The organism is Microbacterium sp. (assembly GCF_051860965.1).
Taxonomy (GTDB): Bacteria; Actinomycetota; Actinomycetes; order Actinomycetales; family Microbacteriaceae; genus Microbacterium.
In genome coordinates, this window is the sequence record NZ_JBIMKU010000004.1 from 1 (window position 1) to 26395 (window position 26395).

A 26395-nucleotide genomic window follows, 5' to 3' on the forward strand; every position below is an offset into this window, starting at 1 on the left:
CGAGGTGGTGTAGTAGCGGCATCCGATACCGGGACAGAACCCGACCGACTGTCGACCGCGGAACGTGCAAGTGATAGCTGATGCGGTGCGGTCCCCACCGTCGGGTGAACCGCAACGCGACGATGCGGCGCTCCAAGTGTTGAGACGAACGGTTCGGCTGCCGGCACGGCCTTGAGCTGCGGTCCGTCAACGGCAATCCGGCCCGATATCGCCGCGACCACCTTGAAGCGGTCGCCGGCGAGCATTGAAAGCGTTCCGCAGCACGCCGCACCGCCCAACCCTGGTCGACGATCAGAGAAGCAAGACGACGACGCCCCTCGGGCGTCAAGGGCGCGTTAGCGTGAGTCACGAAGACCTCCGTGGATCCGATGTGAGGGTGGTACCCACATCGTCCCGGAGGTCTTCGCTCACCTCACGTGATCACAACGTGTCGGGGAAGAACACCTAGCCGAGCCTGACCGGCAGCGCCTTGCCGGCGAGGCCGCGCGGCTCCGATGCGATCCGGCCCGCGAGCTGGTCGATCACGCGCGCCGCGGGGTCGCCGGGGTCGGCGATGACGACGGGGGTGCCGGCATCCCCGTCCGCCCGCAGCGCCGCGCTCAGTGGAACCGACGCGAGCATGGCGGTGTCGAGTGCCGCGGCGACCTGCGCACCGCCGCCCTCGCCGAAGAGCGCGAGCACCGATCCGTCCGGCAGCTCGAGCGGACCCATGTTCTCGACCACGCCGATGACGCGCTGGCCGGTCTGCCGCGCCACGAGCCCGGAGCGGACGGCGACGTCGGATGCCGCGGCCTGCGGCGTCGTCACCACGAGCACGTCGGCGTTCGGCAGCAGCTGACCCACGGAGATGGCGACATCGCCCGTGCCCGGCGGCATGTCGAGCAGCAGCACGTCGAGGTCGCCGAAGTAGACATCGGTCAGGAACTGCTGCACCGTGCGGTGGAGCATCGGCCCGCGCCATGCGACGGCACCGAGCGGCTCGTCGCCGGCGGAGCGGCGCAGGAACATGCCGATCGAGATCACCTTCACCCCGTGCGCGACGGGCGGGAGCATGAGGTCGTCGATGCGCGTGGGCTGCGGCACCGCACCGCGCTCGTCGACGAGGCCCATGAGGCCGGGGATCGAGAAACCGTGCACATCGGCGTCCACGAGGCCGACGGCGAGCCCGCGCGCGGCGAGCGCGACGGCGAGGTTCGCCGTGATCGTCGACTTGCCGACGCCCCCCTTGCCGCTCGTCACGGCGATGACGCGAGTGAGGGTGCCGGGGCCGAAGGGCATCTCTCGCGCCCGCCCGCCGCGCAGGCGCTCGGTCAACGCTTTGCGTTCGGTGGGGGACATGACGCCCACGTCGAGAGCGACATCGGCGATGCCGGGGACGGATGCCGCGGCCGCCCGCACATCGCTCGAGATGCGTTCCGCGGCCGGGCAGCCGACGATCGTCAGCGCGATGCCCACGCGGGCCACGCCACCGTCGACGGAGATGTCGCGCAGCATGTCGAGGTCGGCGAGGGGCCGACGCAGCTCGGGGTCGACGACCGCCCCGACGGCGCGCCGGACAGCGGCTGCGGCATCCGTCTCCGTCATCGGCGCTCTTCGCGCGTGCGCAGCGCTTCCGGATCGCGCCCGTCGCGCTCGTCGAGGCGATCGAGCAGCTGCCGCAGTTCGGAGCGCAGGGCGTCCTTCGTCACGACCTCATCATGGAAGTCCTTCACCGTCAGGCGCAGAGCGACGATCTCGCGCGCCAGGTACTCGGTGTCGGCCAGGTTGCGCTCGGCGCGCTGGCGGTCCTGCTCGATCTGCACGCGGTCGCGGTCGTCCTGCCTGTTCTGGGCGAGCAGGATGAGGGGCGCGGCGTACGACGCCTGCAGCGAGAGGATCAGGGTCAACAGGGTGAAGTTCGTCGCGCGCGGGTCGAACTGCCACTCGACCGGCATGAGGGTGTTCCACGCGAGCCAGACCGCGACGAACACCGTCATGCCGATGAGGAATCCCGAGGTGCCCATTCCCCGGGCGAAGGCCTCGGAGAACCGGCCGAAGCGATCCTGCGACGGGCGCGGGTTGCGGCTGATGATCCCCGAGCGCCCGCGGGGCGCGTCGAGCGAGGGGAGCCGGGACGTCTTCGCCATCAGCGCCTCCTCGGGACGGCGCCCGTCGTCGTCGCGACGCGTTCCTCCGCGTCGTCATCGTGCGAGCGCCAGTCTTCGGGCAGCAGGTAGTCGAGCACATCGTCGACGGAGACGGCGCCGACGAGGCGACGGGCCTGATCGACGACGGGGAGCGAGACGAGGTTGTAGCTCGCGAGCATGCGCGCGACCTCTGCCGCCGACGCGGCGGCGGGCACGGGCTCGAGCGAATCGTCGATGATCGCGCCGAGACGCTCGTGCGGCGGGTAGCGCAGCATCCGCTGGAAGTGCACGGTGCCCAGCAGCCGGCCGGTGGGCGTCTCGTACGGCGGGAGCGTGACGAAGACGGCGGCGGCGAGAGCGGGATGCAGTTCGTGACGGCGGATCAGGGCGAGCGCCTCGGCGACGGTCGCGTCGGCCGAGAGGACGATCGGCTCAGGCGTCATGAGGCCGCCGGCGGTGTCGGGGCTGTACTTCAGGAGTGCGCGGACGTCTTCGGCCTCTTCGGGCTCCATGAGGTCGAGGAGCTCCTCGCGCTGCTCCTCCGAGAGCTGGCCGAGGACGTCGGCCGCGTCATCCGGTTCCATCGCATCGAGGATGTCGGCGGCGCGCTCGTCGTCGAGGCTCTCGAGGATGTGCACCTGCTCGTCTTCGGGCATCTCCTCCAGCGCGTCGGCGAGGCGGTCGTCCGACAGTTCGTCGACGACTTCGAAGAGCCGCTCCTCGGGCAGATCGAGGAGGGTGTTCGCCAGGTCGGCGGCCTTGAGCTCCGAATAGCTGGCGACGAGCTGCTCGGCCGACTGCGCCTCGCCGGGCACGGCGCTCTCGCGCACGTCGCTCCAGTTGGCGAACGTCGTCGGTCCTTTGGCGAAGGGCGAGGCGCTGGTGCGCGGCTTGCGGAGGAACAGCTGCCCGACATCCCACTCGCCGAGGCGGTTGCGCTCGATCGCGACGTCTTCGATCTGCGCGCCCCCCGAGCCGTCGGTGAAGAACACCTTGCGGCCGATGAGCTCCGCGAGCACCCGCACCTCACCGCCGCGCTGCTGGAAGCGGCGGACATTGATGAGGCCGGTCGTGATGACCTGACCCGTCGCGATCGAGGTGACGCGGTTGATCGACACGAAGACGTGACGGCGTCCCGGGATCTCGACGATGAGGCCGATGACCCGAGGCGGGTCGTCTTTGCGGTAGATCACCACGACGTCGCGGACCTTGCCGAGTCGGTCGCCTGCGGGGTCGAAAACGGAGCACCCGGTCAGGCGCGCGACGAAGACCCTCTGCGTGCTCACACGTCCCAGCGTAGCCCCGCCTCCGTGGGAGAATGGGGTAATGACGATGATGGGCGGACGCTTCCCGCAAGGACCCGACGATGTCGGGCAGACGGTCGCGGAGTTCACGGCGTACGAGAAGGCGCAGAAGGCCGTTTCGACGCTCATCGCGGCCGATGTCCCCGCTCGCGACATCGCGATCGTGGGGCAGGGCCTCCGCTCGGTCGAGCGGGTCACGGGTCGGCTCGGCTATGCCACGGCAGCGCGCTCCGGCGCGATCAACGGCGTGCTCCTCGGTCTGCTCTTCTCCGCCATCCTCGTCATCGGCTCGCCGTCGGTGCCGATCCAGGCGTTCGTCGGCGTGCTCTTCGTCGGCATCGCGCTGGGCATGCTCCTCAGCATCATCACGTACTCGTTCGTGCGCCGCCGTCGCGACTTCGCCTCGGTGACCCAGGTCGTCGCCGATCGCTACGAGGTCACGGTGGCCGCCTCGAGCGTGCAGCGCGCCCGTCAGGTCCTCGGTCCGGTCTCGCCTCCCGCCGCTCCGGTCGCTCCCGCGCCGGCGGCGACGCCCGCGCCCGTGGACGACCGCCCGCAGTACGGGCAGCGGGTCGACCCCGACGAAGCGAAGACGGCTCCGGATGACGCGGATGACTCCGCCGACCGCGCGTCGGGCAGTGACGGCCCCGATGCCGACGCGGGGGCCACGAGCGGGGCTGCCACGCAGGCGCACGCGACGGAGGACTCGCCCTCGGACACGGCGCGTGACGAGGCCCCTCGCGCGGCACGGCCCGACGCCGCCGCCTGATGCGCATCTCGGTCGACCTCCCGGCCGGACCCGTCGAGGTCTCCGCCGACCTCGAAGCCCCCGTCGATCCGTCGGCGATCGTCGCGATCGCCCACGGGGCGGGCGCCGGGTACCGGCATCCCTTCCTCCTCGGCTTCGCGAGCGGACTGCAGGCCGAGGGCTTCGCGACGCTGCGGTTCAACTTCCCGTACGTCGAGGCGGGGCGCCGGATGCCCGGCCCCGCCGCCCATGCCGTCGCAACGTGGCGCGCGGTCGCGGATGCGCTGACGTCGGAGGCTCCGGAGCTCCCGTTCTGGGCCTCCGGCAAGTCGTACGGCGGCCGCATGGCGTCGATGGCGGCTGCGGAGGGCGCGATCGCGCCGGCGGGGCTCGTGTATCTCGGGTATCCGCTGCATCCGCCCGGGGATCCGTCGAAGGCACGTGTCGCGCACCTGCCCGACGTCGCTCCGCCGCAGTTGTTCGTCGAGGGCACGAACGACCCCTTCATCGACCCGCACGCGCAGCTGCGGGACGCCGTCGCGTCGTGTCAGGACGCCGAGATCGCATGGATCGACGGCGGCGGCCACTCGTTCGAGGTGAAGGGTCGCAAGCGGCCGGCGGACCAGATCGGCGAGGAGCTCGCTCCGCTCGTCGCGGACTGGATCCGCGCCCGGTCCTGACCGGTCGCGCAGGTCACCCGTGGATCGGGGCCTCGCCGAGATCGAGCGCTGACTCAGCGGCCCGCCGCGTAGCCCTGCATGCCACGTGGGTTGGCCGCGGCCCAGAGCAGCCCGGTCGCGGCATCCCGACCCACGGCTGACACGCGACCCAGAGCCCAGTCGCCCGCGCGGGTGACCGTGTGACCGCGGCGCACCAGTCCCTCGATCACGTCCTCTCCGAGTCGATCCTCGACGACCACGCCGGTGGGATCCCAGGTGCGCGGCCAGAACGAGTCGATCAGCGCGGTCGTGTGCAGTGACGGCGCGTCGATCGCCTGCTGGGGAGCATGGCCGCCCGCGAGCATGCGCACGAGCACCGGCAGCTGCCACTGCTCCTGCTGGTCCCCTCCGGGCGTCCCGATGGCCATGACGGCCTTCCCGTCACGGAGCACGAGCGTCGGAGTCAGAGTCGTACGCGGTCGCTCACCCGGCCGCAGGGCGGACGGCGAGGACTCGTCGAGCCACGTCATCTGCAGGCGCGTGCCGAGGCAGAAGCCGAGCTCGGGGATCGTCGGCGACGACTGCAGCCAACCGCCCGACGGCGTGACCGCGACGATGTTGCCCCAGCGGTCGATGACGTCGATGTGGCACGTGTCGCCCCGCGTCTGACCGGTGCGGTCGACGGTCGGCTCGCCGAGACCCGATTCTCCGCGCACGAGTGGCGGCTCGAACGCCGCGCGGCCCTCGAGGACCGCCGGCCGGAACTCCGCTGACGCGTGCGCGCCGATGTCAGCGCGCCGCGCCTCGATGACGGCATCCGTCAGCAGTTCGTCGACCGCGGCCCCGTCGCCGAAGTATGCGTCGCGATCCGCGAGCGCGAGCTTGAGCGCCTCGATCAGGTGGTGCGCGCCGAGCTCGGTGGACGGGTCGATCGCCTCTTCGGGCAGCCCGTCGAGGATCCGCAGCGCCTCCAGCAGAGCCGGCCCCTGCGTCCAGGAACCCGCCTTCGCGATGGTCGCGCCGCGGAACGTCGCCGTGACGGCATCCTCGTACCCCGCATCGAACGCGGCGAAGTCGGCGGGAGCGATGACCCCCGCGTGCAGACCGCCGGTCGAGTGCCGGTGCGGCTGCTGGAGGAACGTGGATGCCGCGTGCGCGACGAGTCCGGTCTTCCACTCCGTCCGCGCGGCGTCGATGCGTGCCGCCCGGCCCACGGGGCCGTCGTCGCGCACCGTGCACGACGCGTGCACGAGCCCGTCCAGCACGTCGGCGTAGGCGGGATTGCGGAAGATCCCGCCGTCGAGTGCGGGCAGCCACAGGTCGGCTGAGGAGGGCCAATCGTCTTCGAAGAGCGCGCGCACACGACGTATGGTCGCCAGCACCTGCGGCACGAGCGGGATGCCCGTGCGCGCGTAGTCGATCGCGTAGGCCAGGACGTCGCCGACCTCCCACGTGCCGTGATCGCGCAGCAGCACGAGCCAGGCATCCACCGCTCCCGGCACCGCCGCCGCGAGTCCGCCCGCGCCCGGCACGAGGTCGAGTCCTTCGGCCCGGAAGTGCTCGATGGTCGCGCCCTGCGGCGCCGGCCCCTGGCCCATCAGCACGACCGGTGTTCCCGGGTCGGCCGCGGTCGCGAAGACGCCCACCAGGTCACCGCCCGGTCCGTTGAGGTGCGGTTCGGCGAGATGCAGCACGAACCCGCCCGCCACGACGGCGTCGAACGCGTTGCCGCCGCGCTCGAGCACGGCCTGCGCCGTCGCCGTGGCGAGCCAGTGGGTGGATGCCGTCATCCCGAACGTGCCCGTCAGGGTCGGGCGGGTCGTGAACGACGGTGGGGGAGTGATGGTCACGCGCGCAGCCGTGCGATCCATGCCTCGACCTCGTCGGCCGTGCGGGGGATCGCCGCAGAGAGGTTCACGGGGCCGTCCTCGGTGAGCAGGATGTCGTCCTCGATGCGCACGCCGATCCCGCGGTACTCCTCGGGCACGGTGACGTCGTCGATCTGGAAGTACAGGCCCGGCTCGATCGTGAACACCATGCCCGCCTCGAGCGTGCCGCCGGCATAGAGCTCGCGGCGCGCCTGCGCGCAGTCGTGCACGTCGATGCCGAGGTGGTGGCTCGTGCCGTGCACCATCCAGCGGCGGTGGTGGTGCCCCGTCTCGGGGTCCATCGACTCGTCCGCGGTGACGGGGAGGATGCCCCACTCGGCCGTCCGCTTCGCGATGACCTCCCACGCCGCTCGATTGAGATCGCTGAACCTGGCGCCGGGCTGCGCGATCGCGAACGCCGCGTCGGCGGCCTCGCGAACGGCTTCGTACACGCGGCGCTGCACGTCGGTGAACGTGCCGCTGACCGGCAGCGTGCGCGTGATGTCGGCCGTGTACAGGCTGTCGACCTCGACACCCGCGTCGACCAGGATGAGATCGCCCTCGAGCACGGCACCGTCGTTGCGGGTCCAGTGCAGATAGCAGGCGTGGGGTCCGGATGCCGCGATCGTGTCGTACCCGACGGTGTTGCCGTCGCTGCGCGCCCGCTGATGGAAGACGCCCTCGACGATGCGCTCGCCGCGTGGGTGCTCGATGATCCGGGGGAGGTTGGCGACGATGTCGTCGAAGCCGTCGGCGGTGACGTCGACCGCGATCTGCATCTGCGCCTTCTCGTAGTCGTCCTTGATGAGACGCAGCTCCGACACGACGCGCGTCAGGTCGTCGTCCTCGTCGAGGACCAGCTCCCCGTCGACGGAGGCGAACGTGTCGATGTGCGCCGTCGCGACGCCGAGTTCGTCGGCGACGGCGGCGAGCGATGGACGCGGGCCGATCCAGAACTCGCCGATCGAGGCATCCGAGTAGAACTCGCTCGTCGTGCGGTCGGCGCGCTCGCGGAAGTACAGGGTCACGTCGTGACCGTCGTCGGTCGGCTCGAACACGAGCACCGAGTCGGGCTCGGCGTCCGAGGCCCAGCCGGTGAGGTGCGAGAAGGCGGAGTGCGCGCGGAACGGGTAGTCGGTGTCGTTGCTGCGCTGCTTCAGCGAGCCGGCGGGGATCACCAGGCGCTTGCCAGGGAACTCCGCCGAGACCGCGTCGCGGCGCGCCTTCGCGTACGGCGCCTGCTCGCGCACGGGCGGCGCGAGGTCGGGGCGGTCCGCCCAGCCTGTCGAGATGCCTTCGAGGAAGCCCTGTCCGAACGACTGCCGACGGTTGGTCGACGAGGTCACGGGGGCGGATTCGGTCGAGGTGTCGCTCATGCATCCATCCTCGCACGCACGCCTCTCAGCCAGCAGGCTCCAGTTGCACCACGAGAGGGCGGTGGTCGCTGCCGGAGTCGTCGGTCGAGCGCACGACCACCGAGCCCGTCGCGACCCATCGGGTGGAGGCCATGACGTGGTCGATCGGCGCCCCGAGCAGCGCGGGATACGCGCTCGACCATGTTCCGACGGCTCCGCTGCCGGTGGACGCCGCGGCATCCGTGCACCGGCCGAGGTCACCCCCGTCGACGCCCAGGCCCGACATGTGGTCGACGGTCGCGTTGAAGTCGCCTGCCATGATCACGTTGCCGTCCGCGCACTGATCGGCGAGCCACTGCAGGTCCTCGCGCCACTCGCGCATGTACGCGGGCCGCGGGGCCACAGCGTGCGCCGCGACGACGATCGGCCCGTCGCCCGAGACGGGCATCGCGACCGCGCTCGGCACGGTGGAGGTGTTGCTCGTGCCGTCGGCGGAGGACTCGATGACCGAGTAGTCGCCGAGATCGGGCGAGATCAGCAGCGTCGTCGATCCGGCGTCCCACTCGGTCGACGGATCCTCGGCGTGGTGCGCCCACATCGGGCGGCCGAGCTCGCGCATGGCGATCGCGACGCTCGTGCCCGTCTCGATGGTGGTCTCGGGGAGGGTGACGATGTCGGCATCCATCGCGACCGCCAGGCGCGCGATCTGATCGGGGGATGTCGCCGGCCCCGCGGTGTTCCACGTCAGGATCCGGATGCTGCTCTCGGTCTTCGCGGGCAGCTCCTGCACGCCGAGCCCTCGCGAGACGAGGATGACGCCGTTCGTCGCCGCGGCCAGGCCCGCCAGCAGAGCGAGTGCGAGCGCGAGCGCCCGCAGGGGCTTCGCGAAGGCGATGAGGAGCGCGAGCACCGCGGCGGCGGCGAAAGCGAGAGCCAGCACACCGCGGAAGGACACGATCTGCGCGATCGGGAAGATGCGCTCGACGCGGAAGAAGCCGGGGAACGTCAGGACCGCCGCGGCTATCGCGCAGAGCACGGTGAAGAGGATCCCCAGCAGGCGCAGCACCCGCCCGACTCTATGTCAGGACTCTGAGAGATCCGTCTGGCGACACCCCCGGTACGCTCGGAGCATGGTGGGTGAACGGCGCTTCGAGGGACCCGCCGATCTGCACCTGCATTCGCTGCAGTCGGACGGCACCGAATCCCCGGCGCAGGTCATGGCTGCGGCACACCGTCACGGCATGCGCACGGCCGCGCTCACCGATCACGACACGACGTCGGGGTGGGCCGAAGCGGCCGAGGCCTCGGCATCCCTCGGCATGACGCTTCTGCCCGGGATGGAGCTGTCGGCCAAGCACGAGTGGCGGAGCGTTCACGTGCTCGCCTACCTCATCGACCCCGACGCCCCCGGGCTCCGGGCCGAGACGGCGCGCATCCGCTCGTCGCGCCTCGATCGCGCACGTCTCATGGCCGACCGCATCTCGCGCGACTTCGACCTCGTGTGGGACGACATCGTCGCGCAGACCTCGGACGGAGCGACGATCGGGCGCCCCCACATCGCCGACGCCCTCGTCGCCCGCGGACTCGTGCGCGACCGCGCCGAGGCCTTCGCGAGCATCCTTAGCCCTCGCGGCGACTACTACGTCGCGCTCTACGCCCCCGATCCCGTGACCGCCGTCGAACTCGTGCGGGCCGCCGGGGGAGTCTCGATCGTCGCGCACCCCGCGGGGCGCGCGGGCGTCCTGCCGAAGGGACTGCTGAACCGGATGCTGGACGCCGGCCTCGGCGGCTTCGAGCTCGGTCATCGTGAGAATCTCGAGCCCGGCATCCGGACCCTCGAGAAGCTCGTCCGCGAGCGCGACCTGATCGTGACGGGCTCGAGCGACTACCACGGCCTCGGCAAGCCGAACCTGCCCGGCGAGCACACCACATCGGTCGACATGGTCGCACGCATCGTCGATGCCGCAACGGGAAGCGCCCCCGTCTACCCGTGAGGGCGGACGAGGGCGCTCCCGAGACGGATGACTAGCTGAGGGCCTTGGCCTTGATGCTGTCGTACTCGGCCTGGGTGATCGTGCCGGCGTCGAGCAGTGCCTTCGCCTTCGCGATCTCGTCGGACGGGCTCGTGCCCGCGACGCTCTGGATGTAGTCGTTCTGCGCCTTCTGGAACTGCTTCGCCTGAGCGGCGCTGCGCTCCGCCATCCCGCTGCCGCGCGCGATCAGGTAGACGAGCGCGGTGATGAAGGGGAAGAAGATGAGGAAGAAGATCCACACCGCCTTCCACCACCCGCTGAGCTTGTGGTCGCGGAACAGGTCGGAGATGATCGCGAACAGCGCGAAGAGGTACGCGACGAAGACGAATGCCCAGAGGAACCACCAGATGAGGTCCCAGAACGAACCCCAGAAACCCTGGTACTCGTAGCCGGTCGTCACGGCGTCGATGAATCGCACGATGTGTGCCTTTCTCAATGAGGGGTCACGACGCTCACGCGTCGCTCAGCGCTCACGTTAGCGCTTCGCCGCCCCTCGCCGCATGATTCATGCGGCACATGACGCGACGTGCCGATTCAGGATGCCGCGGGCGCCCCGCCGCCGGCCGGGCGACGGCGACGACGCCGACGCGGAGCCGGCTTGCCGTCGTGGTGCTCCTTGCCTCCGCCGTCGTGCGTGCCCGCACCTTCGGCGCTGCGGTCCGCCGCACCCGACGCGCCCTCGTGCGCCGCGCCGTCGGTGGAGGCGTCGGCCGCGAAGGTCGCCCCGACGCGCTCGCCGCCCGACCCGCTCGTGCGACGGCGTCGACGGCGGCTCGTGCCGGCCGTCGTCTCGCCCTCCGCCGCGGCATCCGTCGCCCGTGCGGGCTGCTGCGTGCGCACGGTCTGCGTCTTCGGTGCCGTCGCGATGCGGCCCTTCGTGCCTGCGGGGATGTCGAGGTCCTCGTAGAGGTGCGGGCTCGACGAGTACGTCTCGACGGGCTCGGGCTTGCCGAACTCCAGGGCGCGGTTGATGAGCGCCCACTTGTGCAGGTCGTCCCAGTCGACGAACGTCACGGCGATGCCGGTCTTGCCGGCGCGGCCCGTGCGGCCCGCGCGGTGGAGGTACGTCTTGTCGTCGTCGGGGATCGTGTGGTTGATGACGTGCGTGACGTCGTCGACGTCGATGCCGCGCGCGGCGACGTCGGTCGCGATGAGGACGTCCTTCTTGCCGGCCTTGAAGGCGGCCATCGAACGCTCGCGGGCCTCCTGGCTCATGTCGCCGTGCACGGCGCCGGCGTTGAATCCGCGGTCGCTGAGCTCGTCGACGAGCTTCTGCGCGGCGCGCTTCGTACGCGTGAAGACGACCGTCTTGCCGCGGCCCTCGGCCTGCAGGATGCGGGCGATGACCTCGTCCTTGTCGAGCGAGTGCGCGCGGTACACGAGGTGCTTGATGTTGGCCTGCGTGAGGCCCTCGTCGGGATCGGTCGCACGGATGTGGATCGGGTTCGACATGAACCGGCGGGCGAGGGCCACGATCGGGCCCGGCATCGTCGCGGAGAAGAGCTGCGTGTGACGGATGGCCGGCACCTTCGAGAAGATCTTCTCGATGTCGGGGAGGAACCCGAGGTCGAGCATCTTGTCGGCTTCGTCGAGCACGACCTCCGTCGCGTTCGACAGGTCGAGCAGACGCTGGTTGTTGAGGTCGATGAGGCGCCCCGGCGTGCCGACGACGATCTGCGCACCCGCCTTGAGCTGGTCGATCTGCCCCTCGTAGGCCTTGCCGCCGTAGATCGCGACGACGCTCGTCGAGCGGCCCGACGCGAGCATGTCCATGTCTTCGTACACCTGCACGCACAGCTCGCGCGTGGGGACGACGATGAGCGCCTTGACGCCCGGGGCGGGGTTCTGGCCCAGGCGCTGGAGAACGGGGATGCCGAAGCCGAACGTCTTGCCGGTGCCGGTCTTGGCCTGGCCGATGATGTCCTGGCCGGGGAGGCCGAGCGGAATCGTCTGCTCCTGGATGGGGAAGGCATCCACGATGCCTCGCGCTGCGAGGACATCCACGATGTCCTGATCGACGCCGAGTTCGGCGAAGGTCGTCACGATATGAGCCTGTCTGGCGGTGAGAAGCCGCCGGGGTGAGGGGTCCACGCCTTTCACTCAGCCACAGGCGCGGGGGTCCGGATCCGATGCCGGGACCAGTCAAGGATACCGGGCGAGCGGTCCGGATGCCTGCGGCCGTAGGCTGTTCGGCGTGGTGAAGTGGTTCTGGCAGCGGTCACGCCCCTCGGGCGAGAAGCTCGCGCTGCGTGCGCGGGGGGACTTCGGCGGCGCGACGCGCGTCGATTTCGAGGAGCTCGCGCCCGACATCGACACGTTCCTCGGGCAGGCGGCCTACCTGCAGCTCGGCTACTTCGAGACGCTCAGCGAGCTGATCGCGCTGACGCCGGAGCTCGGGCAGAAGGAGTCGCTCTCGAAGGCCGCCGGCGCGGCGCTCGAGAAGCACGAGGGTCTCGTCGCCGTCATCCGCGAGAGGGGCGACGATCCGACGGCGCTCATGCTGCCGTTCCGCGAGCCGCTCGACGCGTTCCGCCGGGCGACGCACGGCGTGCGCGCGCAGGAGACCATGCTCTCGGTGCACATCACGGCGGGCATGCTGGATGACTTCTACCTCGCGCTCGCGTCCAGCTACGGCGAGACGGGGCGGCGGGTCGCGCGCATCCTGCAGGCCGACGACGACCGCCAGGCGATCGTCGAGATCATCGGCGCCACGATCGCGAGCGATCCCGAGTGGAAGTCCCTGCTCGCCATGTGGGGTCGTCGCCTCGTGGGCGACACCCTGCTCATCGCGCGGGCGGCGCTGCGCCCGACCGAGCTGCGGGTCGCCGACGAGGAGAAGGTCGAGCCCGTCTTCACGGAGCTCATGGCCGCGCACTCCCGCCGCATGGACGCGATGGGACTCGCGGCCTGACGCTCAGAGAAGCTTGAGCTCGGCCTTGCGGCGGGCGTCGCCCTGCACGCGCAGGCGGCTCATGACCGCCAGGACGGGCCATGTGACGATCGGCGCGATGAGGGCCGAGAGCCAGGGCCACGGCGTGTCGATGCCGACCCCGGCCCACGTCAGCACGAGCCACACGAGCCCCGCGGCTGTGGCGCCGACGATCGGTCCCACCGCGACACCGCGGGTGCCGCGATCGGGCACGAGGAAGTGGATCGCCATGCCGATCGCGGCGCCGATGATGAACGCGAGCAGGATCTGCATGGTCGTGTCAGGCGACGAAGCCGACGCGGCGCGACTCTTCGGTGCCGAACTCGACGAAGGCGAGACCCGAGGTCGGGATGATGTAGGAGTTGCCCTTGGAATCGGTGAAGCTCACGTGCGTCGCGCCGCTGTCGAGGGCGGCGGCGACCGACTTCTTGAGTTCGGCGGCGGGCTCGCTCGTCTCGAAGGTGAGCTCGCGGCCGGTGTTGGCGATGCCGATGCGGATCTCCACGTGAAATGACCTCCTGCGTGCCGGGGTGCCTCCCCGGTGCATGGCAACTCTACGACACGGCACAGAGGGCATCGGCCGGTCCCGGCACGCTCTGGGCGAACGCCGATGTCCGGCGGCCGCGCTAGCGTCGAGGTCATGATCCCGGGGGACGCAGACGCGAGTCCGCGCGCATTCGACACGCAGCAGCAGCCTGCTCCGCGCACCCTCGATCCGCAGCAGCGCGAGGTCGTGGCGATGGATGCCGCGGCCTCCAGCGTCGTCGTCGGCGCCCCCGGCTCGGGCAAGACCGAGACCCTCGTCGCGCGCGTCAGCGCGCTCGTCACCGCGGGCGTCGACCCCGACGGCATCGTCGTCCTGACGCCCTCCCGCCAGACGGCGACGGCGCTGCGCGACCGCCTCGCGCTCGCCGTCGGGCGCGCGACCTCGGGCCCGCTCGCGCGCTCCGTCGCATCCTTCGCATTCCAGCTCGTGCGTGCCGTGGCGGTCGCGACCGACGCCGAGCCGCCGCAGCTGCTGACGGGAGGCGACGAGGATCAGCTCATCGAGGATCTCCTCGACGGGGATGCCGAGGACGAGGCATCCGGAGCCGTCCGCTGGCCCGAGTGGCTGCCCGCGCCGATCCGCGCGACGCCGGGCTTCCGCTCGGAGGTGCGCACGTTCCTCGCCGAGTGCACGGCGCTCGGCATCGACCCGGCGGCATTGCGCGAGCTGGGCGCGCGGCACGACCTCGGCGCATGGACGGCGCTGTCGGAGTTCTTCGCCGACTACCTCACCGTCCGCGCCGACATGCGCGGCGCCCACCGCGATGCGGCGGGCCTCGTCCGCGAGGCGGTGGGCATCCTTCGCACCGCCGGCCCTGGGTTCGAGGCGATCGACCGCGTGCGGGTGATCCTGGTGGACGACGCGCAGGAGCTCACGCTCGGCGGTGTCGAGCTCGTCGAAGCGGCGCGCTCGCGCGGCGTCGCGGTCCTCGCCTTCGGCGACCCCGACGTCGGTTCGGGGGCGTTCCGCGGCGCGACCCCTGAGAACTTCGCACGGCTCGCGGCATCCCTTCGCGACGTGCGCGTCCTGGGCACGCCCCATCGCGGCACGCCGTGGCAGGCCGAGCTCGTGCGACGCGTGACGCAGCGCATCGGAGCGGTCGGGGTGGTGGCGCATCGGGGAGCGGGGGCCGATGCCGAGCCCGATGCCTCGGTGCGCGCGCTCACCCTCCGCTCATCGGCCGAGGAGTACGACGCGATCGCGCGGCTCCTGCGCGAGCGACACGTGCACGACGGCGTCGCGTGGGGCTCGTGCGCCGTCATCGCCCACGACACGCGTCAGGTCGTCGCACTCGAGGCGGAGCTGTCGGCGCGGGACGTTCCTGCTCGGGCCAGCGGGCCGGGCCGACCCCTCGGCGGCCTGCGCGCCGTACGCGATCTGCTGCGGCTCGTCGACCTGGCGTCGCGTGAGGAGTGGACGTTCGATGACGTGTCGGATGCCCTTCTCGGCGCCTACGGCCGGCTCGACCCCATCGAGCTCCGACGGCTGCTGGCGACGTTCCGTCAGGCGATGCTCGCGCAGATGACGGGTCTCGAGGGCGATGCGCCCGCTCCGTCACCTGCCGAGGCTGTCGCCGCCGACGGACCCGTGCGCGTCGAGCCCTCGGGGCGCGATCTGCTGCTCTCGGCGATGCGTCGGCCGATCGAGTTCGACCTCATCGACACGCGGGAAGCGCGGCGGGCGGCGGATCTCGCGCGCACGCTGATGGCGCTCCAGGCCGACTTCGCCCGCGGTGCGACGGCGCACGAGCTCCTCTGGACGGCGTGGGAGCGCACCAAGCTCGAGCGCCCCTGGGCCGAGCTCGCACGCGGCACGGGGCCGCTCTCCGATCAGGCGAATCGCGATCTCGACGCCGTCGTCGGCGTGTTCCAGGCCGCGAAGCGGTTCGTCGAGCGCTCCCTCGACGCCGATCCGCGGGTGTTCGTGCGCAGCATCCTCGACAGCGACGTCGCCGAGGATCGCCTCGACGCACCGGCCCGCGACGACGTCGTGCGCGTGCTGACGCCCGCCGGTGCGCTCGGGCTCGAGTTCGACACCGTCGTGATCGCGGGGATGCAGGAGGGCATCTGGCCCAATACGCGACTGCGCGGCAGTCTGCTCGACACCTGGCGGCTGGCGGATGCCGCGGCCCGCGCGCCTGGCGACCGTGCGGCGACCCTCGACCGGCGCCGCGCGGCGATGCACGACGAACTGCGGCTCCTCGCCCGCGCGCTGTCCCGCGCGACCGCGCGCGTCGTCGTGACGGCCGTCGACGACGACGACACCGGACCGAGCGTGTTCTTCGAGTTCCTGCCCGATCCCGAGAAGCACACGGTCGAGCACCCGCTGTCGCTGCGCGGACTCGTCGCGCGTCATCGGCGCACGCTGACCGACACGACGAGCCGGGCGAGCACCGCCCGCGCAGCCGGGCAGCTCGCGGTGCTCGCCGACGCGGGCGTGCCCGGGGCGCATCCGCGCGAGTGGTACGGCGTCGAGCCGCCGACGTCGCTCGGGCCCCTGCGCGATCTCACGAAGGAGGACGTCCGCGTCTCGCCCTCGCGGCTCCACACGCTCGAGGAGTGCGAGCTCAATTGGGTCATCGGCGACCTCGGGGGCGACCCCGGCGGCGCGACGGCCGGGCTCGGCACGATCATCCACGCGGCGCTCGAGCACGCCACGTCGTCGAGCGAGACGGCCCTCTGGGAGCAGGTCGAATCACGCTGGGGAGAGCTGAGCTTCGAGGCGCCGTGGCGGGATCGCGCCGAGCAGGCGCGCGCTCGGGACCTCGTGCGGCGGCTGCACCTCTACCTGCACCGATTCGAGCAGTCGGGCGGTGCCCTGATCGGCGCTGAGCCGCACTTCGAGGTTCCCATTCCGCTCGAGGGCGACGAGGTCTTCGAGTTCGGCGCCATCCTCTCGGGCTACATCGACCGCGTCGAGCTGACGCCCGAAGGAACGGTCGTGATCATGGACCTCAAGACGGGCAAGCGCGAGCCGCAGACCGACGCGAAGGTCGTCGACAACCCCCAGCTCGGGGCGTACCAGCTCGCGTTCGAAGCGGGCGCGATCCCCGCGGCGGCCGAGTATCCGTCGGGGGGCGCGAAGCTTCTCGTGCTGCGGCCGACAGCAGCGAAGGCCGACTACGCCACGCCGGCGCAGCCCCCGTTCGACGACGAGCGGCGCGCGCAGTTCGTCACCCGCCTGCAGGCGGCGTTGCGCGCGATGCGCGGGACGACATTCACCGCGCCCTACGAGGAGCACTGCCGCGACGAGCACTCGTACGGCCTGTGCCGCATCCACACGATCGGCGCGGTGAGCGCGTCGTGACGGCGTTCCTCACCGCACGTGTGATCGCCGCCGCCCTCGGGCAGTTCCCGCCCACCGACGAGCAGGTCGCGGTCATCGAAGCACCGCTCGAGCCTGCTCTCGTCGTGGCGGGCGCGGGCAGCGGCAAGACCGAGACCATGGCATCCCGCGTCGTGTGGCTCGTCGCGAACGGGCTCGTACGACGTGACGAGGTGCTCGGCCTCACCTTCACCCGCAAGGCTGCCGGCGAACTCGCCGAGCGCATCCAGCGCCGCCTCGCGCGGCTGGCGGAGTTCGAGCGGCGGGGCCTCCTCGACGCGCTGCCGACGCTGCACGGGAGCGGGGCGCTGGAGGTGTTCGGCGAGCTGGAACGCAGCGGCGCGGTATCGACCGACAGACATGCCGCGATGGACGCGCTCGCACGGTCCCTCGGTGCGACGACGCAGGAGTCCGACGACGACGCGCTGCTGCATCGCCCGACCGTCTCGACCTACAACAGCTTCGCCGACCAGATCGTGCGCGAGCACGCCGTCCGGGTGGGGAGGGATGCCGAGGCCGCCGTGCTCTCGGAGTCCGCGGCGTGGCTGCTCATGCGGCGCGTGGTGTTCGCATCCGACGATCAGCGCCTCGAAGGCCGCGGCGAGGCGGTGCGGAGCATCATCGACGCCGCTCTCCGGATCGCACGAGACGGCGTCGACAACCTCGTCGACCTCGAGGCGCTCGCGGCGTTCCCCGACGAGTTCCGCACCGTCCTCGCGCTCCCGTCGACGAACGCCCGCACCGTCGTGTACGCCGATGTCGTCGAGGCGGAGCTGAAGGTCTCGGCGCTCGCGCTGCTGACCGACCTCGCACGCGAGTACGCCGCGCGCAAACGGCGGCTCGGCGTCATCGACTTCTCGGACCAGGTGGCGGGCGCCCTCGAGGTCGTGGCGAGTCATCCCGCCGTCGCCTCCGAGCTTCGCGACCGCTATCGCGTCGTGCTTCTCGACGAGTACCAGGACACCTCGGTCGTGCAGACCGATCTCCTGGCGGCCCTCTTCCGCGACACCGGGGTGATGGCGGTCGGCGATCCGCACCAGGCGATCTACGGATGGCGCGGCGCGAGTGCGGGCAACCTCGGCGGCTTCTCGGCGGCGTTCTCGCCCGAGCGGGAGTGCCGTCGCTTCTCGCTGCTCACGAGCTGGCGCAACAGCGCCTCCGTGCTCGTCGCGGCCAACGCCGTGCTGGCGCCGCTCGCGGCGTCGGCACCCGTGCCGGTCGAAGAGCTGCGCCCGCGCCCCGGAGCGCCCGCGGGTCACGTCGAGCTCGCGTTCGACGCCGACCTCGACGCCGAAGCCGACCGGGTCGCGGCGTGGTTCGCGCGTGTCCGATCCCGTCGTGCGGCGGAGGGCCGTCCCACGACGGGGGCGATCCTCTTCCGCAGCAAGAAGCACATGGTGCGCTTCGGCGACGCGCTCGGGCGTCGCGGCATCCCGCACCGCATCCTGGGACTCGGCGGTCTGCTCTCCACGCCCGAGGTCGTGGACGTCGTGTGCGTGCTGCGCGTGCTGAGCGATCCGAGCGCGGGGTCGGCGCTCATCCGTCTGCTCGCGGGGCCGCGCTGGGCGATCGGGCTGCCCGACCTGCGTGAGCTCGCGGCGCTCGCGCGTCGGATCTCCCGGCACGATGCGGCGCTGCAGCCGCTCGCACCCGAGGTCGTCGAGCGGCTGCGGGGGAGTGCAGGCGACGACGGGGCATCCCTGGTCGACGCGCTCGACTTCGTGCTCCGCCATCGATCCGACCACGGCTGGCTCGCGGGGTTCACGCCCGAGGCGCGCGAGCGTCTGCGCGAAGCGGGCGGCGTGCTGGCAGGGCTCCGTCAGGCCGTCGGCATGCCGATCCCCGATCTCGTGCGGCTGGTGGAGCTCGAGCTGCGACTCGATGTCGAGCTCGCGGCGAACGAGTCGCGGGGGCCTGCGCGCATCGCATCGGCCCAGCTGCGCGCGTTCGTTGACGAGCTCCACGCCTTCCTCGCAGCCGATGAGACCGGCTCGCTCGCGAGCCTGCTCGCATGGCTCGATCATGCCGAGCAGCTCGACGAGTTCGCCCCGCGTACGGAGCCGCCCGAGGACGACGTCGTGCAGCTGCTGACGATCCACGGCTCGAAGGGTCTCGAGTGGGATGCCGTCGCCGTCGTGCGGCTCGTCAAGGACGAGCTGCCCAGCTCGCCGCGCGACACGAAGGGATGGCTCGGCTTCGGCATCCTTCCGTACTCCTTCCGCGGCGATGCGACGTGGCTGCCCGAACTGGGCTGGCGGGGAGCGTCGACGCAGCAGGAGCTGAAGGCGGCGATGGATGCCTTCGTCCAGGTGAACCGCGATCGCCAGCTCGCCGAGGACCGCCGTCTCGCGTACGTCGCGGTGACCCGGGCGCGTGATCATCTGCTGCTGACGGGCTCGAGCTGGTCGGGCACGAAGAAGCCGCGACCCGTGAGCCCGTTCTATCTCGAGATGGCCGACGCCCTCGGCGTCGAGCCCCCGCCGGACGACGCCGGTGACGACCCGTACCAGGGTGAGCGTCGCGCGCTGACGTGGCCCATCGACCCCCTCGGGTCGCGGTGGCCCGCCGTCGCGCACGCGGCCGCGACCGTCGCCGACGCGCTCGCCGCGCCGCGGCACGATCCCGACGATGACGTCGCGCTCCTCCTCGCCGAGCGCGAAGCCAAGCGCGCAGCGCCCACGCAGCTGGCGCCGACGCGCATCGCGGCCTCGCGCTACAAGGACTTCGTGGCCGACTACGCGGGCACCGTCGCACGGATCGCGCGTCCGCTGCCCGAGCGGCCGTTCCGTCAGACCCGTCTCGGCACCCTCTTCCACGCGTGGGTCGAGCAGCGATCCGGGCGCGTGGGCATCGGCGGCTCGATCGACGATGCCCTGTGGGAACTCGACGAGGACGCCCCCGAGACGGATGCCTCGACGGAGGACGCCGAGGCCCTCGACCGTCTGCGCACGACGTTCCTCGGCTCGGAGTGGGCGGACCTCAAGCCGCTCGAGGTCGAGACCGAGATCGACTTCACCCTGACGGCGCTCGACGGTCGCGAGCACGTCGTGATCTGCAAGCTCGACGCCGTCTACGAGCGGGCCGGGCGCGTCGAGATCGTCGACTGGAAGACGGGCGTCGCACCTCGCACGAAGGCCGAGAAGGAGGAACGGATGCTGCAGCTCGAGCTCTACCGCCAGGCCTACCACGTCGGCCGGGGCGTCCCGTTGGAGCAGATCGACGTCGTGCTCTACTACGTCGCGGACGACCTCGTCCTGCGCGGCTGAGGGCTACTGCGACATCCAGCGTCGCAGCGCCGCGTCCGAAGCGCGCTGAGCGTCCCCGACGGCGTCCTCCGACGCATCCGGATCATCGTCCCCGGCATCCATCGTCGCCTTCTCCTCGGCCACCACCGCCACGGGCAGCTCGATGGGCGAGGTCGAGACGTCGTCCGGATGCCACTCGTCCTCGACGTGCTCGGCCGCCGCTGCCGTCGGCGCCTCGGGCACGTCGGGGATCCACAGCGACAGCTCCTCGGCATCGTAGGCGTCGGTGTGCATCGACGTGTCGCGCAGCGAGGCGGGCGACTCGGGAACGCGATCGAGCAGGGCGATCGCGTCGTCGACGTCTCCTCCCGCGTGCGCCACGAGGTCGTCGCCGGCGACACCCGCCGCGAGTGACTCGAGCAGAGCCTTCGCGTCGTCGACGACGTCTGCGCGGTCCGTGTCATGGCCGTGGATGAGCCACTTCGCGAACTCGAGCTCGGCGTACAGGCGGGCGCGCTCGCGCGTACGGCCGTCGGGCGCGCGACCGCTCGCCGCGACGTACGCCGCATAGACGTCGTCGGCGGCCGCGGGCGCCGATGCGAGCCACTGCAGGTCGGTCGCCGGGTCGCCGACCGACAGGCCGTGCCAGTCGAGCAGTCCCGTCACCTCGGGTGCGCCGTCGACGTCTTCGAAGAGGAAGGATGCCGCACCCGCCCCGCCGAGGACGACTGCGGACTCGAAGTGCCAGAGCTCCTCGGCGTCGACGGCGCGGTTCCAGCGGTCGCGCAGCGCACGCGGGAGCGAGCGGGTCGCATCGGCACGATCGACGAGTCGGGAGACGTCGTCGCGGATCTGCTGCGGGGTGCGCACAGGCAGGCCCTCCGTGCGCACGATCGAGAGGGGAAGCCCGTGGAGGGCGGCGAGGGCGGCGCCGAGCGACGTCGCGGCGCCGCGACCCGACGGCAGGTGAGCCGCGTCCACGCGGTAGCCGGGCAGGAAGTCGACGACGATCGCGCGGCTGTCGCCGAGGCCCGTCTCGCCGAGCAGCTCGGGCGCGCGGAAGGGCAGCAGCCCGCGGACGCCGGGCGTCAGGGCGCGCAGGGCCCGGGCCTCGGCGGCGAGCTCGGTCGCGGCCTCGGCCTCAGCGGGAACACGGACGACGACCCGACGTCCGTCGTCGAGCTGAGCGACGGCGGAGTCGTAGCGGCCGGTCGCGCCCTCCGTCAGTGCGCCGACTCCGACGACCCCGACCCGCGGCAGAGCCGACGTGACGGACGCGGCTAGAGTGAGGGGTGAGCGTGCCATGTGCCCAGGGTAGGTCGGGTGTCCCGACCCGCCCACGCGCCACGCCCGTGCCGTGTCAGGCCGGCGTCCGGTCGGCGCCCGTGATGCAGAAGGGTCCTCCGTCATGTCGTCCTCGCGTCGCCCCGATCTCGAGGGCTTCCACCGCGCCGCGGACGACCGGGCGATGCCGGATCTCGTCGACGAGGCGAGGGCGGATGCCGCATCCCACGTCCTCGTCATCGCGGGCGACGCGGCGCCGCTCGACGAGCCGGGTCGCCTGCACTGGAGCGCGGCCGCCGACGTCCCCGACGGCGGGGAGTGGGCGTTCCTCGGCCGGGATGCCACGGGCTCCGCGGTGCTCGCCGCGGTGTTCGCGCGCTCCGATGATGAGCTCTTCGCAGCTCCGGGCGGCTGGGGCGGACTCCGCGTCGTGGGCGGAACGCTCCCGGCCCGCGAGGCGGAGATCTTCATCGAGGCGCTGAGCCTCGGCCGGTGGCTGCTGGATGCCCCGTTCTGCCCCGCGTGCGGCACGCGCACACGGCTGGAGAAGGCCGGATGGTCCAGGAGGTGTCCGCACTGCGGCCGGGAGCACTTCCCCCGGACCGATCCGGCGGTGATCGTCGCGATCACCAGTGCGCGGGATCCCGACCTGCTCCTGCTCGGCTCGAACGCGCTGTGGAGCGCGAACCGGTACTCCTGCTTCGCGGGGTTCGCGGAAGCAGGGGAGTCCCTGGAGTCCACGGTCCATCGCGAAGTGCACGAGGAGGCGGGCGTCGAAGTCGAGGACGTGCGGTACCGCGGCTCGCAGGCGTGGCCGTACCCGCGCTCGCTCATGCTCGGCTTCCTCGCGACCGCGGTCGACGACGGCGCCGCGCGCGCCGACGGCGAGGAGATCGCCGCGGTGCGGTGGTTCACGCGGGACGAGATCGGCGAGGCCCTCGCGGGAGGCGGTGACATCCTGCTGCCCGGCACGGCCTCGATCTCGCACCGGCTCATCAGCGACTGGTACGCGGGCCGTTCGTGAGCGATCGCGCCCTCGAGGGGCTCGACGAGCGTCAGCTCGAAGCGGTCACGGCGTTGCGCGGACCCGTCGCGGTGCTCGCGGGAGCCGGCACGGGCAAGACCCGCGTCATCACGCACCGGATCGCACACGGCGTCGACACCGGCGCCTACTCGCCCGGCCGGGTCATGGCCGTCACCTTCACGGCGAAGGCCGCGGGCGAGATGCGGGGGCGCCTGCGCGGTCTGGGCGTCGAGGGGGTGGCCGCCCGCACGTTCCACGCGGCGGCGCTCGCCCAGCTGAACTTCTTCTGGCCCTCGCTCGCGGGTGGCAGCGCGCCGAAGATCGTCGACAGCAAGGTGCGCCTGCTCGCGCACGCCGCCGGCGGCATCGGCATCGACCCCGACACTCCGACGCTGCGCGATGTCGCTTCGGGCATCGAGTGGCGCAAGGTCACGATGCGCTCGATCGACGAGTACGTCGCGGCGCGTCCGAACGGCATCGGGCGACTGTCCGCGGGCCGGGTCGCCGACCTCCAGCGCGCCTACGAGAAGCTCAAGGACGAGCGTCGGCAGATCGACTTCGAAGACGTGCTGCTCGCGTGCGCGGGGATGCTCGAGGCCGAGCCCCACGTCGCGAAGGCCGTGCACGAGCAGTACCGGCATTTCACCGTCGACGAGTTCCAGGACGTGTCGCCCCTGCAGCATCGACTGCTCGAGCTGTGGCTCGGCGAGCGGCACGATCTGTGCGTGGTGGGCGACGCGAGCCAGACGATCTACTCGTTCGCCGGCGCCGAGGCACGGTTCCTGCTCGAGTTCGAGAGCCGCCACGCCGACGCTCGGGTTGTGCGGCTCGAGACGAACTACCGCTCGGACGCCGCGATCCTCGATGTCGCGAATGCGCTCATGCGGGGGCGCCCGGGAGCTCTGCACCTCCGGCCCTCGGCCCAGGCGCGTCCGCGGCATCCGGCTCCCACCGTGTCGGAGCATCGCGACGAGGTGGCCGAGGCCCGTGCGGTCGCCGTCGCGGTCGCGGCGCAGCTCGCCGAGGGGATCGACCCGCGGGCGATCGCCGTGCTGTACCGCGCGCACGCGCAGTCCGCCGAGATCGTGTCGGCTCTCGCCGACCGGGGGATCGCCGCGAGCGTGCTCGGCGGGAAGCGCTTCTTCGACCTGCCGGAGGTGCGCCAGGCGGTGATGGAGCTGCGCGCCGCGACGGTCGCGCCGATCGAGACGGGATTCGTCGAGACCGTGCGCGACATCCTGCGCACGCGCGGGCTGACCGACGATCCCCCGCAGGCGGGCGGTGCCCTGCGCGACGCGTGGGAGGCACGGGCAGCCGTGCTGCGCCTCGCGGAGGAAGCGCCGGAGGGCACGACTCTGCGCCTGTTCACCGACGATCTGATGGCCCGCGCGAAAGCCCAGGACGACCCTGCGCTGCGCACCGTCACCCTCGCGACGCTGCACGCCGCGAAGGGTCTCGAGTGGGACCACGTGCATCTGATCGGCTTCGCCGAAGGCCTCCTGCCGATCTCGTACGCGACGACGTTCGAGCAGATCGACGAGGAGCGGCGTCTCGCGTACGTCGGCATCACGCGGGCCGCGCGTACGCTCGCGGTCTCATGGGCGCGAGGACCGCGGGAGCGCTCGGCGTCGCGATTCCTGCGAGAGATCGGCAGCGGCACTCTGGGTGCGGCGGGCGGCTCCGCACCGAGCGATGCACGACGCCGCTACGCAGGTGCACCGAGGTCGCCTGCTGACGGAGCGGGCGGCGGGATGCCTCGTCGATGAGCCGCACCGCGGTGATGCCCGCCTCGATCACGAGCGCGGCGTCGAGGGGTGGCGCGGGGGCCGCGACGAGCTGACCCGCGAGAGCCGGCCAGGCGGCATCCGCATCGGTGCGATGGAGAGCCAGGCAGGCGACGCACGCGGTTCGGCCCGGAACGATGACGGGTCCGACCTCGATCGCACCGGCCGTCAGGACGAGTGGCAGATGCGGCCGATCCGCTGCCGTGAGCGACGAGACCGTGCGCGGAGCGAGCACATGATGCGCGACGACGATCGTCGGTGACGCGGACGTCTCGGCCGCGTGGACGACGTGTGCGGATGCGCCCGTCAGCTCGACCGCCTGCATGAGCAGCCAGCGCAGCTCGTCGCGGGCATCGGAGGGAAGCAGCAGTGCGACATCGCCGACGGGGCGGTGCTCGGGTGCGAGCGCCCGGCGGATGCGCTGCACGAACGCCGCCGCTGCGCCCTCGGGCGCGCCGAGCGCGGCAGCGACGGGATCGAGTGCCGAGTCCGGGATGCCGTGCTCGAGCTCGCGCACGAGCCGCTCCTGCCAGCTCGCGGGGTTCTCGATGATCGCGACCGCCTCGATGCCGAACTGCAGCGTCGTCGGAGTGCGCCACAGCGGCGGATGGGCGGGATCGATGCGGAGCATGTCCCGATCCTCGCCCGGCAGGGGGTCGGCCTCGCGGCTGTCCACAGATTCGAGTCCTGTGGAGGAGCGGATGCCCCGCGCTCCGCGGACTACACCGGCTTCGGGTCCTCCGGCACGTCCGGCTCGCCGGCAGGCTCCGCACCGGGGTCCTCGCCCGCGAGCAGGCGCTCCAGCGCATCGTCCATGTCGTCGCGCGTCGGCTTCTCGCCGCGCGCCCGCGCCTCGAGGCGCGCCACGAGCGCGGCCGGATCGTCGATGTCCTCCGAGGTCGGCATGAGGTCGGGGTAGTCCCAGAGCGCGTCGCGCGCGGCGACGCCGACGGCATCCGTCACCGCCCGCCACATCGCCGCGGCCTCGCGCATGCGTCGCGGACGCAGCTCGAGCCCGACCAGCGAGCCCAGTGCGCGCTCGGCCGGCCCGCCGACCGCGCGGCGCCGGCGCACCGCCTCGGAGATCCGCGCAGCGGAAGGGAGTCGGGATGTCGCGTCCTCGGTCACGACGTCGACCCATCCCTCGATCGTCGCGAGAAGGTTCTCGAGCCGGCCCAGGGCCGTGAGCTGAGCCTCGGACTTCGGCGGCAGCAGCGCGCCGCTCTCGATCGCGCGGCGCAGCTCTTCGGGCTCGGAGGGATCGAATCGTTCCGCGAGCGCTTCGAGGGCGTCGGTGTCGACGTGCACGCCGCGCGCGTAGTCGGTGACCTGCGAGATGACATGCAGGCGCAGCCACTTCGCGTGCCGGAAGAGCCGGGCGTGAGCGAGCTCGCGCGTCGCGGCGTACAGCGCGAGCTGATCGTCGGGGACCTCGAGGTCGCGGCCGAAGTCGGCGAAGTTCTGGGGGAGGATGGCGGCTTCGCCGTCGGGCATCAGAGGGATGCCGACGTCGCCGCCGCTCACGACCTCTTTCGAGAGGTCGCCGACGACCTGCCCGAGCTGCGCCGCGAAGAGCGAGCCGCCGACCATGCGCATGAGGCGGCCGGCTCCCTGGATCATGCCCTGCATGTCCTCGGGCGCCTGCTCGCTGAGCGCGGACGTCATCGCGTCGGCCATGCTCGTGGCGACGGGGGCGGCGAGCTCCTGCCAGACCGGCAGGGTCGCCTCGACCCAGCCGCCGCGCGTGATCGTCTGCGGAGGCTGCGCGAGATCGGAGATGCTCGTCGCCTCGCTCAGCCACAGCGTCGCGAGCGAGAAGGCCTGATCGAGATCGGTGCGCTGCCCGGCGGTCACGCCGAGACCGTCCTGATTCGCGATGTGCAGCGCCTGGCGCTTCGTCGCATCCCACGAGATCCCGTCGTCCGATCCCGCGAAGGCGCCCTGGAGGTGCCGCATGACGGTCTGCATCATGGCGGGGTCGATGTTCATCCCGGTCAGCTTCTCGAGCTGCTCGGGGTCGAACTGGGCACCGGACCCACCGAAGAGCTGCCGGATGAGCTCCTGGAACTCGTCTTCGGGAGAGCGATCGTCGTCTGCCACTTCAGCCGCCTTTCAGCCGGTTCATGACGTTGCGATCTACGCTAGTCGCAGCATCCATCGCACCC

General features: G+C 71.7%; 21 protein-coding genes. 8 read left to right on the plus strand and 13 right to left on the minus strand.

The window, feature by feature from the left end:
* The 4 genes from ACTIFV_RS08300 to ACTIFV_RS08315 form a co-directional block, all read right to left on the minus strand.
* Positions 1 to 349: helix-turn-helix domain-containing protein (locus ACTIFV_RS08300; RefSeq protein WP_439592318.1), on the minus strand; the 349-nt coding region annotated here is incomplete at its 3' end.
* Between the two features lie 95 nt (positions 350 to 444).
* Positions 445 to 1584 (minus strand): Mrp/NBP35 family ATP-binding protein, encoded by a 1140-nt coding sequence (locus tag ACTIFV_RS08305; RefSeq protein WP_439592319.1) that lies wholly within the window; start codon positions 1582 to 1584, stop codon positions 445 to 447.
* Entirely contained in the window at positions 1581 to 2126 is a 546-nt protein-coding gene (locus tag ACTIFV_RS08310) for a DUF1003 domain-containing protein (protein ID WP_439592320.1), read from the minus strand. Before ACTIFV_RS08310 ends, ACTIFV_RS08305 begins: the two co-directional genes overlap by 4 nt.
* Positions 2126 to 3412, minus strand: coding sequence for a magnesium transporter MgtE N-terminal domain-containing protein (locus tag ACTIFV_RS08315; protein ID WP_439592321.1), 1287 nt, complete (start codon positions 3410 to 3412; stop codon positions 2126 to 2128). The genes ACTIFV_RS08310 and ACTIFV_RS08315 overlap by 1 nt, the downstream gene beginning before the upstream one ends.
* A 40-nt stretch (positions 3413 to 3452) precedes the next feature.
* Here ACTIFV_RS08315 and ACTIFV_RS08320 point away from each other — a divergent pair, with 40 nt between their 5' ends.
* Positions 3453 to 4199 carry a general stress protein gene (locus ACTIFV_RS08320; RefSeq protein ID WP_439592322.1) on the plus strand — a complete coding sequence of 249 codons (747 nt, stop codon included), beginning with the start codon at positions 3453 to 3455 and terminating at the stop codon, positions 4197 to 4199.
* Entirely contained in the window at positions 4199 to 4858 is a 660-nt protein-coding gene (locus ACTIFV_RS08325; protein WP_439592323.1) for an alpha/beta hydrolase family protein, read from the plus strand. The genes ACTIFV_RS08320 and ACTIFV_RS08325 overlap by 1 nt, the downstream gene beginning before the upstream one ends.
* Positions 4859 to 4911: 53 nt before the next feature.
* Here ACTIFV_RS08325 and ACTIFV_RS08330 read toward each other — a convergent pair whose 3' ends face one another.
* From ACTIFV_RS08330 to ACTIFV_RS08340, 3 genes are read right to left on the minus strand one after another with little or no spacing between them, the layout of a single operon-like run.
* On the minus strand, positions 4912 to 6687 hold the full coding sequence (locus ACTIFV_RS08330) for a gamma-glutamyltransferase family protein (RefSeq protein ID WP_439592324.1): 1776 nt from the start codon (positions 6685 to 6687) through the stop codon (positions 4912 to 4914).
* Positions 6684 to 8081 (minus strand): aminopeptidase P family protein, encoded by a 1398-nt coding sequence (locus tag ACTIFV_RS08335; protein WP_439592325.1) that lies wholly within the window; start codon positions 8079 to 8081, stop codon positions 6684 to 6686. Before ACTIFV_RS08335 ends, ACTIFV_RS08330 begins: the two co-directional genes overlap by 4 nt.
* 25 nt (positions 8082 to 8106) lie before the next feature.
* The gene (locus ACTIFV_RS08340) at positions 8107 to 9126 is read right to left on the minus strand and encodes an endonuclease/exonuclease/phosphatase family protein (protein ID WP_439592326.1); all 1020 of its coding nucleotides are present in this window, start codon (positions 9124 to 9126) and stop codon (positions 8107 to 8109) included.
* A 64-nt stretch (positions 9127 to 9190) separates the two neighbouring features.
* Here ACTIFV_RS08340 and ACTIFV_RS08345 point away from each other — a divergent pair, with 64 nt between their 5' ends.
* Complete coding sequence (locus tag ACTIFV_RS08345) at positions 9191 to 10054, plus strand: PHP domain-containing protein (protein WP_439592327.1); 864 nt, start codon at positions 9191 to 9193, stop codon at positions 10052 to 10054.
* A 31-nt stretch (positions 10055 to 10085) separates the two neighbouring features.
* Here ACTIFV_RS08345 and ACTIFV_RS08350 read toward each other — a convergent pair whose 3' ends face one another.
* Both ACTIFV_RS08350 and ACTIFV_RS08355 read right to left on the minus strand, forming a co-directional pair.
* A complete protein-coding gene (locus tag ACTIFV_RS08350; protein ID WP_439592328.1) occupies positions 10086 to 10511 on the minus strand; it encodes an SHOCT domain-containing protein in 426 nt (141 codons plus the stop codon).
* 116 nt (positions 10512 to 10627) lie between these two features.
* Positions 10628 to 12136 (minus strand): DEAD/DEAH box helicase, encoded by a 1509-nt coding sequence (locus ACTIFV_RS08355; RefSeq protein ID WP_439592329.1) that lies wholly within the window; start codon positions 12134 to 12136, stop codon positions 10628 to 10630.
* A gap of 151 nt (positions 12137 to 12287) precedes the next feature.
* Here ACTIFV_RS08355 and ACTIFV_RS08360 point away from each other — a divergent pair, with 151 nt between their 5' ends.
* A complete protein-coding gene (locus ACTIFV_RS08360; protein WP_439592330.1) occupies positions 12288 to 13004 on the plus strand; it encodes a ferritin-like fold-containing protein in 717 nt (238 codons plus the stop codon).
* 3 nt (positions 13005 to 13007) lie between these two features.
* On the opposite strand, the gene ACTIFV_RS08365 is transcribed toward ACTIFV_RS08360, so the two are convergent.
* The gene (locus ACTIFV_RS08365) at positions 13008 to 13295 is read right to left on the minus strand and encodes a hypothetical protein (RefSeq protein ID WP_439592331.1); all 288 of its coding nucleotides are present in this window, start codon (positions 13293 to 13295) and stop codon (positions 13008 to 13010) included.
* A 7-nt stretch (positions 13296 to 13302) separates the two neighbouring features.
* Positions 13303 to 13527 carry a DUF3107 domain-containing protein gene (locus ACTIFV_RS08370; RefSeq protein ID WP_439592332.1) on the minus strand — a complete coding sequence of 75 codons (225 nt, stop codon included), beginning with the start codon at positions 13525 to 13527 and terminating at the stop codon, positions 13303 to 13305.
* 135 nt (positions 13528 to 13662) lie between these two features.
* On the opposite strand from ACTIFV_RS08370, the gene ACTIFV_RS08375 reads away from it, so the two are divergent.
* Positions 13663 to 16875, plus strand: coding sequence for an ATP-dependent helicase (locus ACTIFV_RS08375; protein WP_439592333.1), 3213 nt, complete (start codon positions 13663 to 13665; stop codon positions 16873 to 16875).
* Positions 16872 to 20159, plus strand: coding sequence for a UvrD-helicase domain-containing protein (locus ACTIFV_RS08380; RefSeq protein ID WP_439592334.1), 3288 nt, complete (start codon positions 16872 to 16874; stop codon positions 20157 to 20159). Before ACTIFV_RS08375 ends, ACTIFV_RS08380 begins: the two co-directional genes overlap by 4 nt.
* Before the next feature lie 3 nt (positions 20160 to 20162).
* Here the strand turns inward: ACTIFV_RS08380 and ACTIFV_RS08385 are convergent, their stop codons facing one another.
* Positions 20163 to 21443 (minus strand): phosphotransferase, encoded by a 1281-nt coding sequence (locus tag ACTIFV_RS08385; protein WP_439592335.1) that lies wholly within the window; start codon positions 21441 to 21443, stop codon positions 20163 to 20165.
* Between the two features lie 103 nt (positions 21444 to 21546).
* Here ACTIFV_RS08385 and nudC point away from each other — a divergent pair, with 103 nt between their 5' ends.
* Together nudC and ACTIFV_RS08395 are read left to right on the plus strand one after the other, a co-directional pair.
* Positions 21547 to 22446 (plus strand): NAD(+) diphosphatase, encoded by a 900-nt coding sequence (nudC, locus tag ACTIFV_RS08390; protein WP_439592336.1) that lies wholly within the window; start codon positions 21547 to 21549, stop codon positions 22444 to 22446.
* Positions 22443 to 24212 (plus strand): ATP-dependent helicase, encoded by a 1770-nt coding sequence (locus ACTIFV_RS08395; protein ID WP_439592337.1) that lies wholly within the window; start codon positions 22443 to 22445, stop codon positions 24210 to 24212. The genes nudC and ACTIFV_RS08395 overlap by 4 nt, the downstream gene beginning before the upstream one ends.
* A 738-nt stretch (positions 24213 to 24950) precedes the next feature.
* Here ACTIFV_RS08395 and ACTIFV_RS08400 read toward each other — a convergent pair.
* Positions 24951 to 26330: a zinc-dependent metalloprotease gene (locus ACTIFV_RS08400; RefSeq protein ID WP_439592338.1), complete on the minus strand. Its 1380-nt coding sequence runs from the start codon at positions 26328 to 26330 to the stop codon at positions 24951 to 24953.
* Positions 26331 to 26395: the final 65 nt, after the last annotated feature.

Excerpts from the sequence above, each read along its gene's own strand:
- ACTIFV_RS08305 (WP_439592319.1), bottom strand. The coding sequence starts at position 1,584 with ATGACGGAGACGGATGCCGCAGCCGCTGTCCGGCGCGCCGTCGGGGCG.
- ACTIFV_RS08310 (WP_439592320.1), bottom strand. The coding sequence starts at position 2,126 with ATGGCGAAGACGTCCCGGCTCCCCTCGCTCGACGCGCCCCGCGGGCGC.
- ACTIFV_RS08320 (WP_439592322.1), top strand. The coding sequence starts at position 3,453 with ATGACGATGATGGGCGGACGCTTCCCGCAAGGACCCGACGATGTCGGG.
- ACTIFV_RS08325 (WP_439592323.1), top strand. The coding sequence starts at position 4,199 with ATGCGCATCTCGGTCGACCTCCCGGCCGGACCCGTCGAGGTCTCCGCC.
- ACTIFV_RS08335 (WP_439592325.1), bottom strand. The coding sequence starts at position 8,081 with ATGAGCGACACCTCGACCGAATCCGCCCCCGTGACCTCGTCGACCAAC.
- ACTIFV_RS08345 (WP_439592327.1), top strand. The coding sequence starts at position 9,191 with ATGGTGGGTGAACGGCGCTTCGAGGGACCCGCCGATCTGCACCTGCAT.
- ACTIFV_RS08365 (WP_439592331.1), bottom strand. The coding sequence starts at position 13,295 with ATGCAGATCCTGCTCGCGTTCATCATCGGCGCCGCGATCGGCATGGCG.
- ACTIFV_RS08375 (WP_439592333.1), top strand. The coding sequence starts at position 13,663 with ATGATCCCGGGGGACGCAGACGCGAGTCCGCGCGCATTCGACACGCAG.
- ACTIFV_RS08385 (WP_439592335.1), bottom strand. The coding sequence starts at position 21,443 with ATGGCACGCTCACCCCTCACTCTAGCCGCGTCCGTCACGTCGGCTCTG.
- nudC (WP_439592336.1), top strand. The coding sequence starts at position 21,547 with ATGTCGTCCTCGCGTCGCCCCGATCTCGAGGGCTTCCACCGCGCCGCG.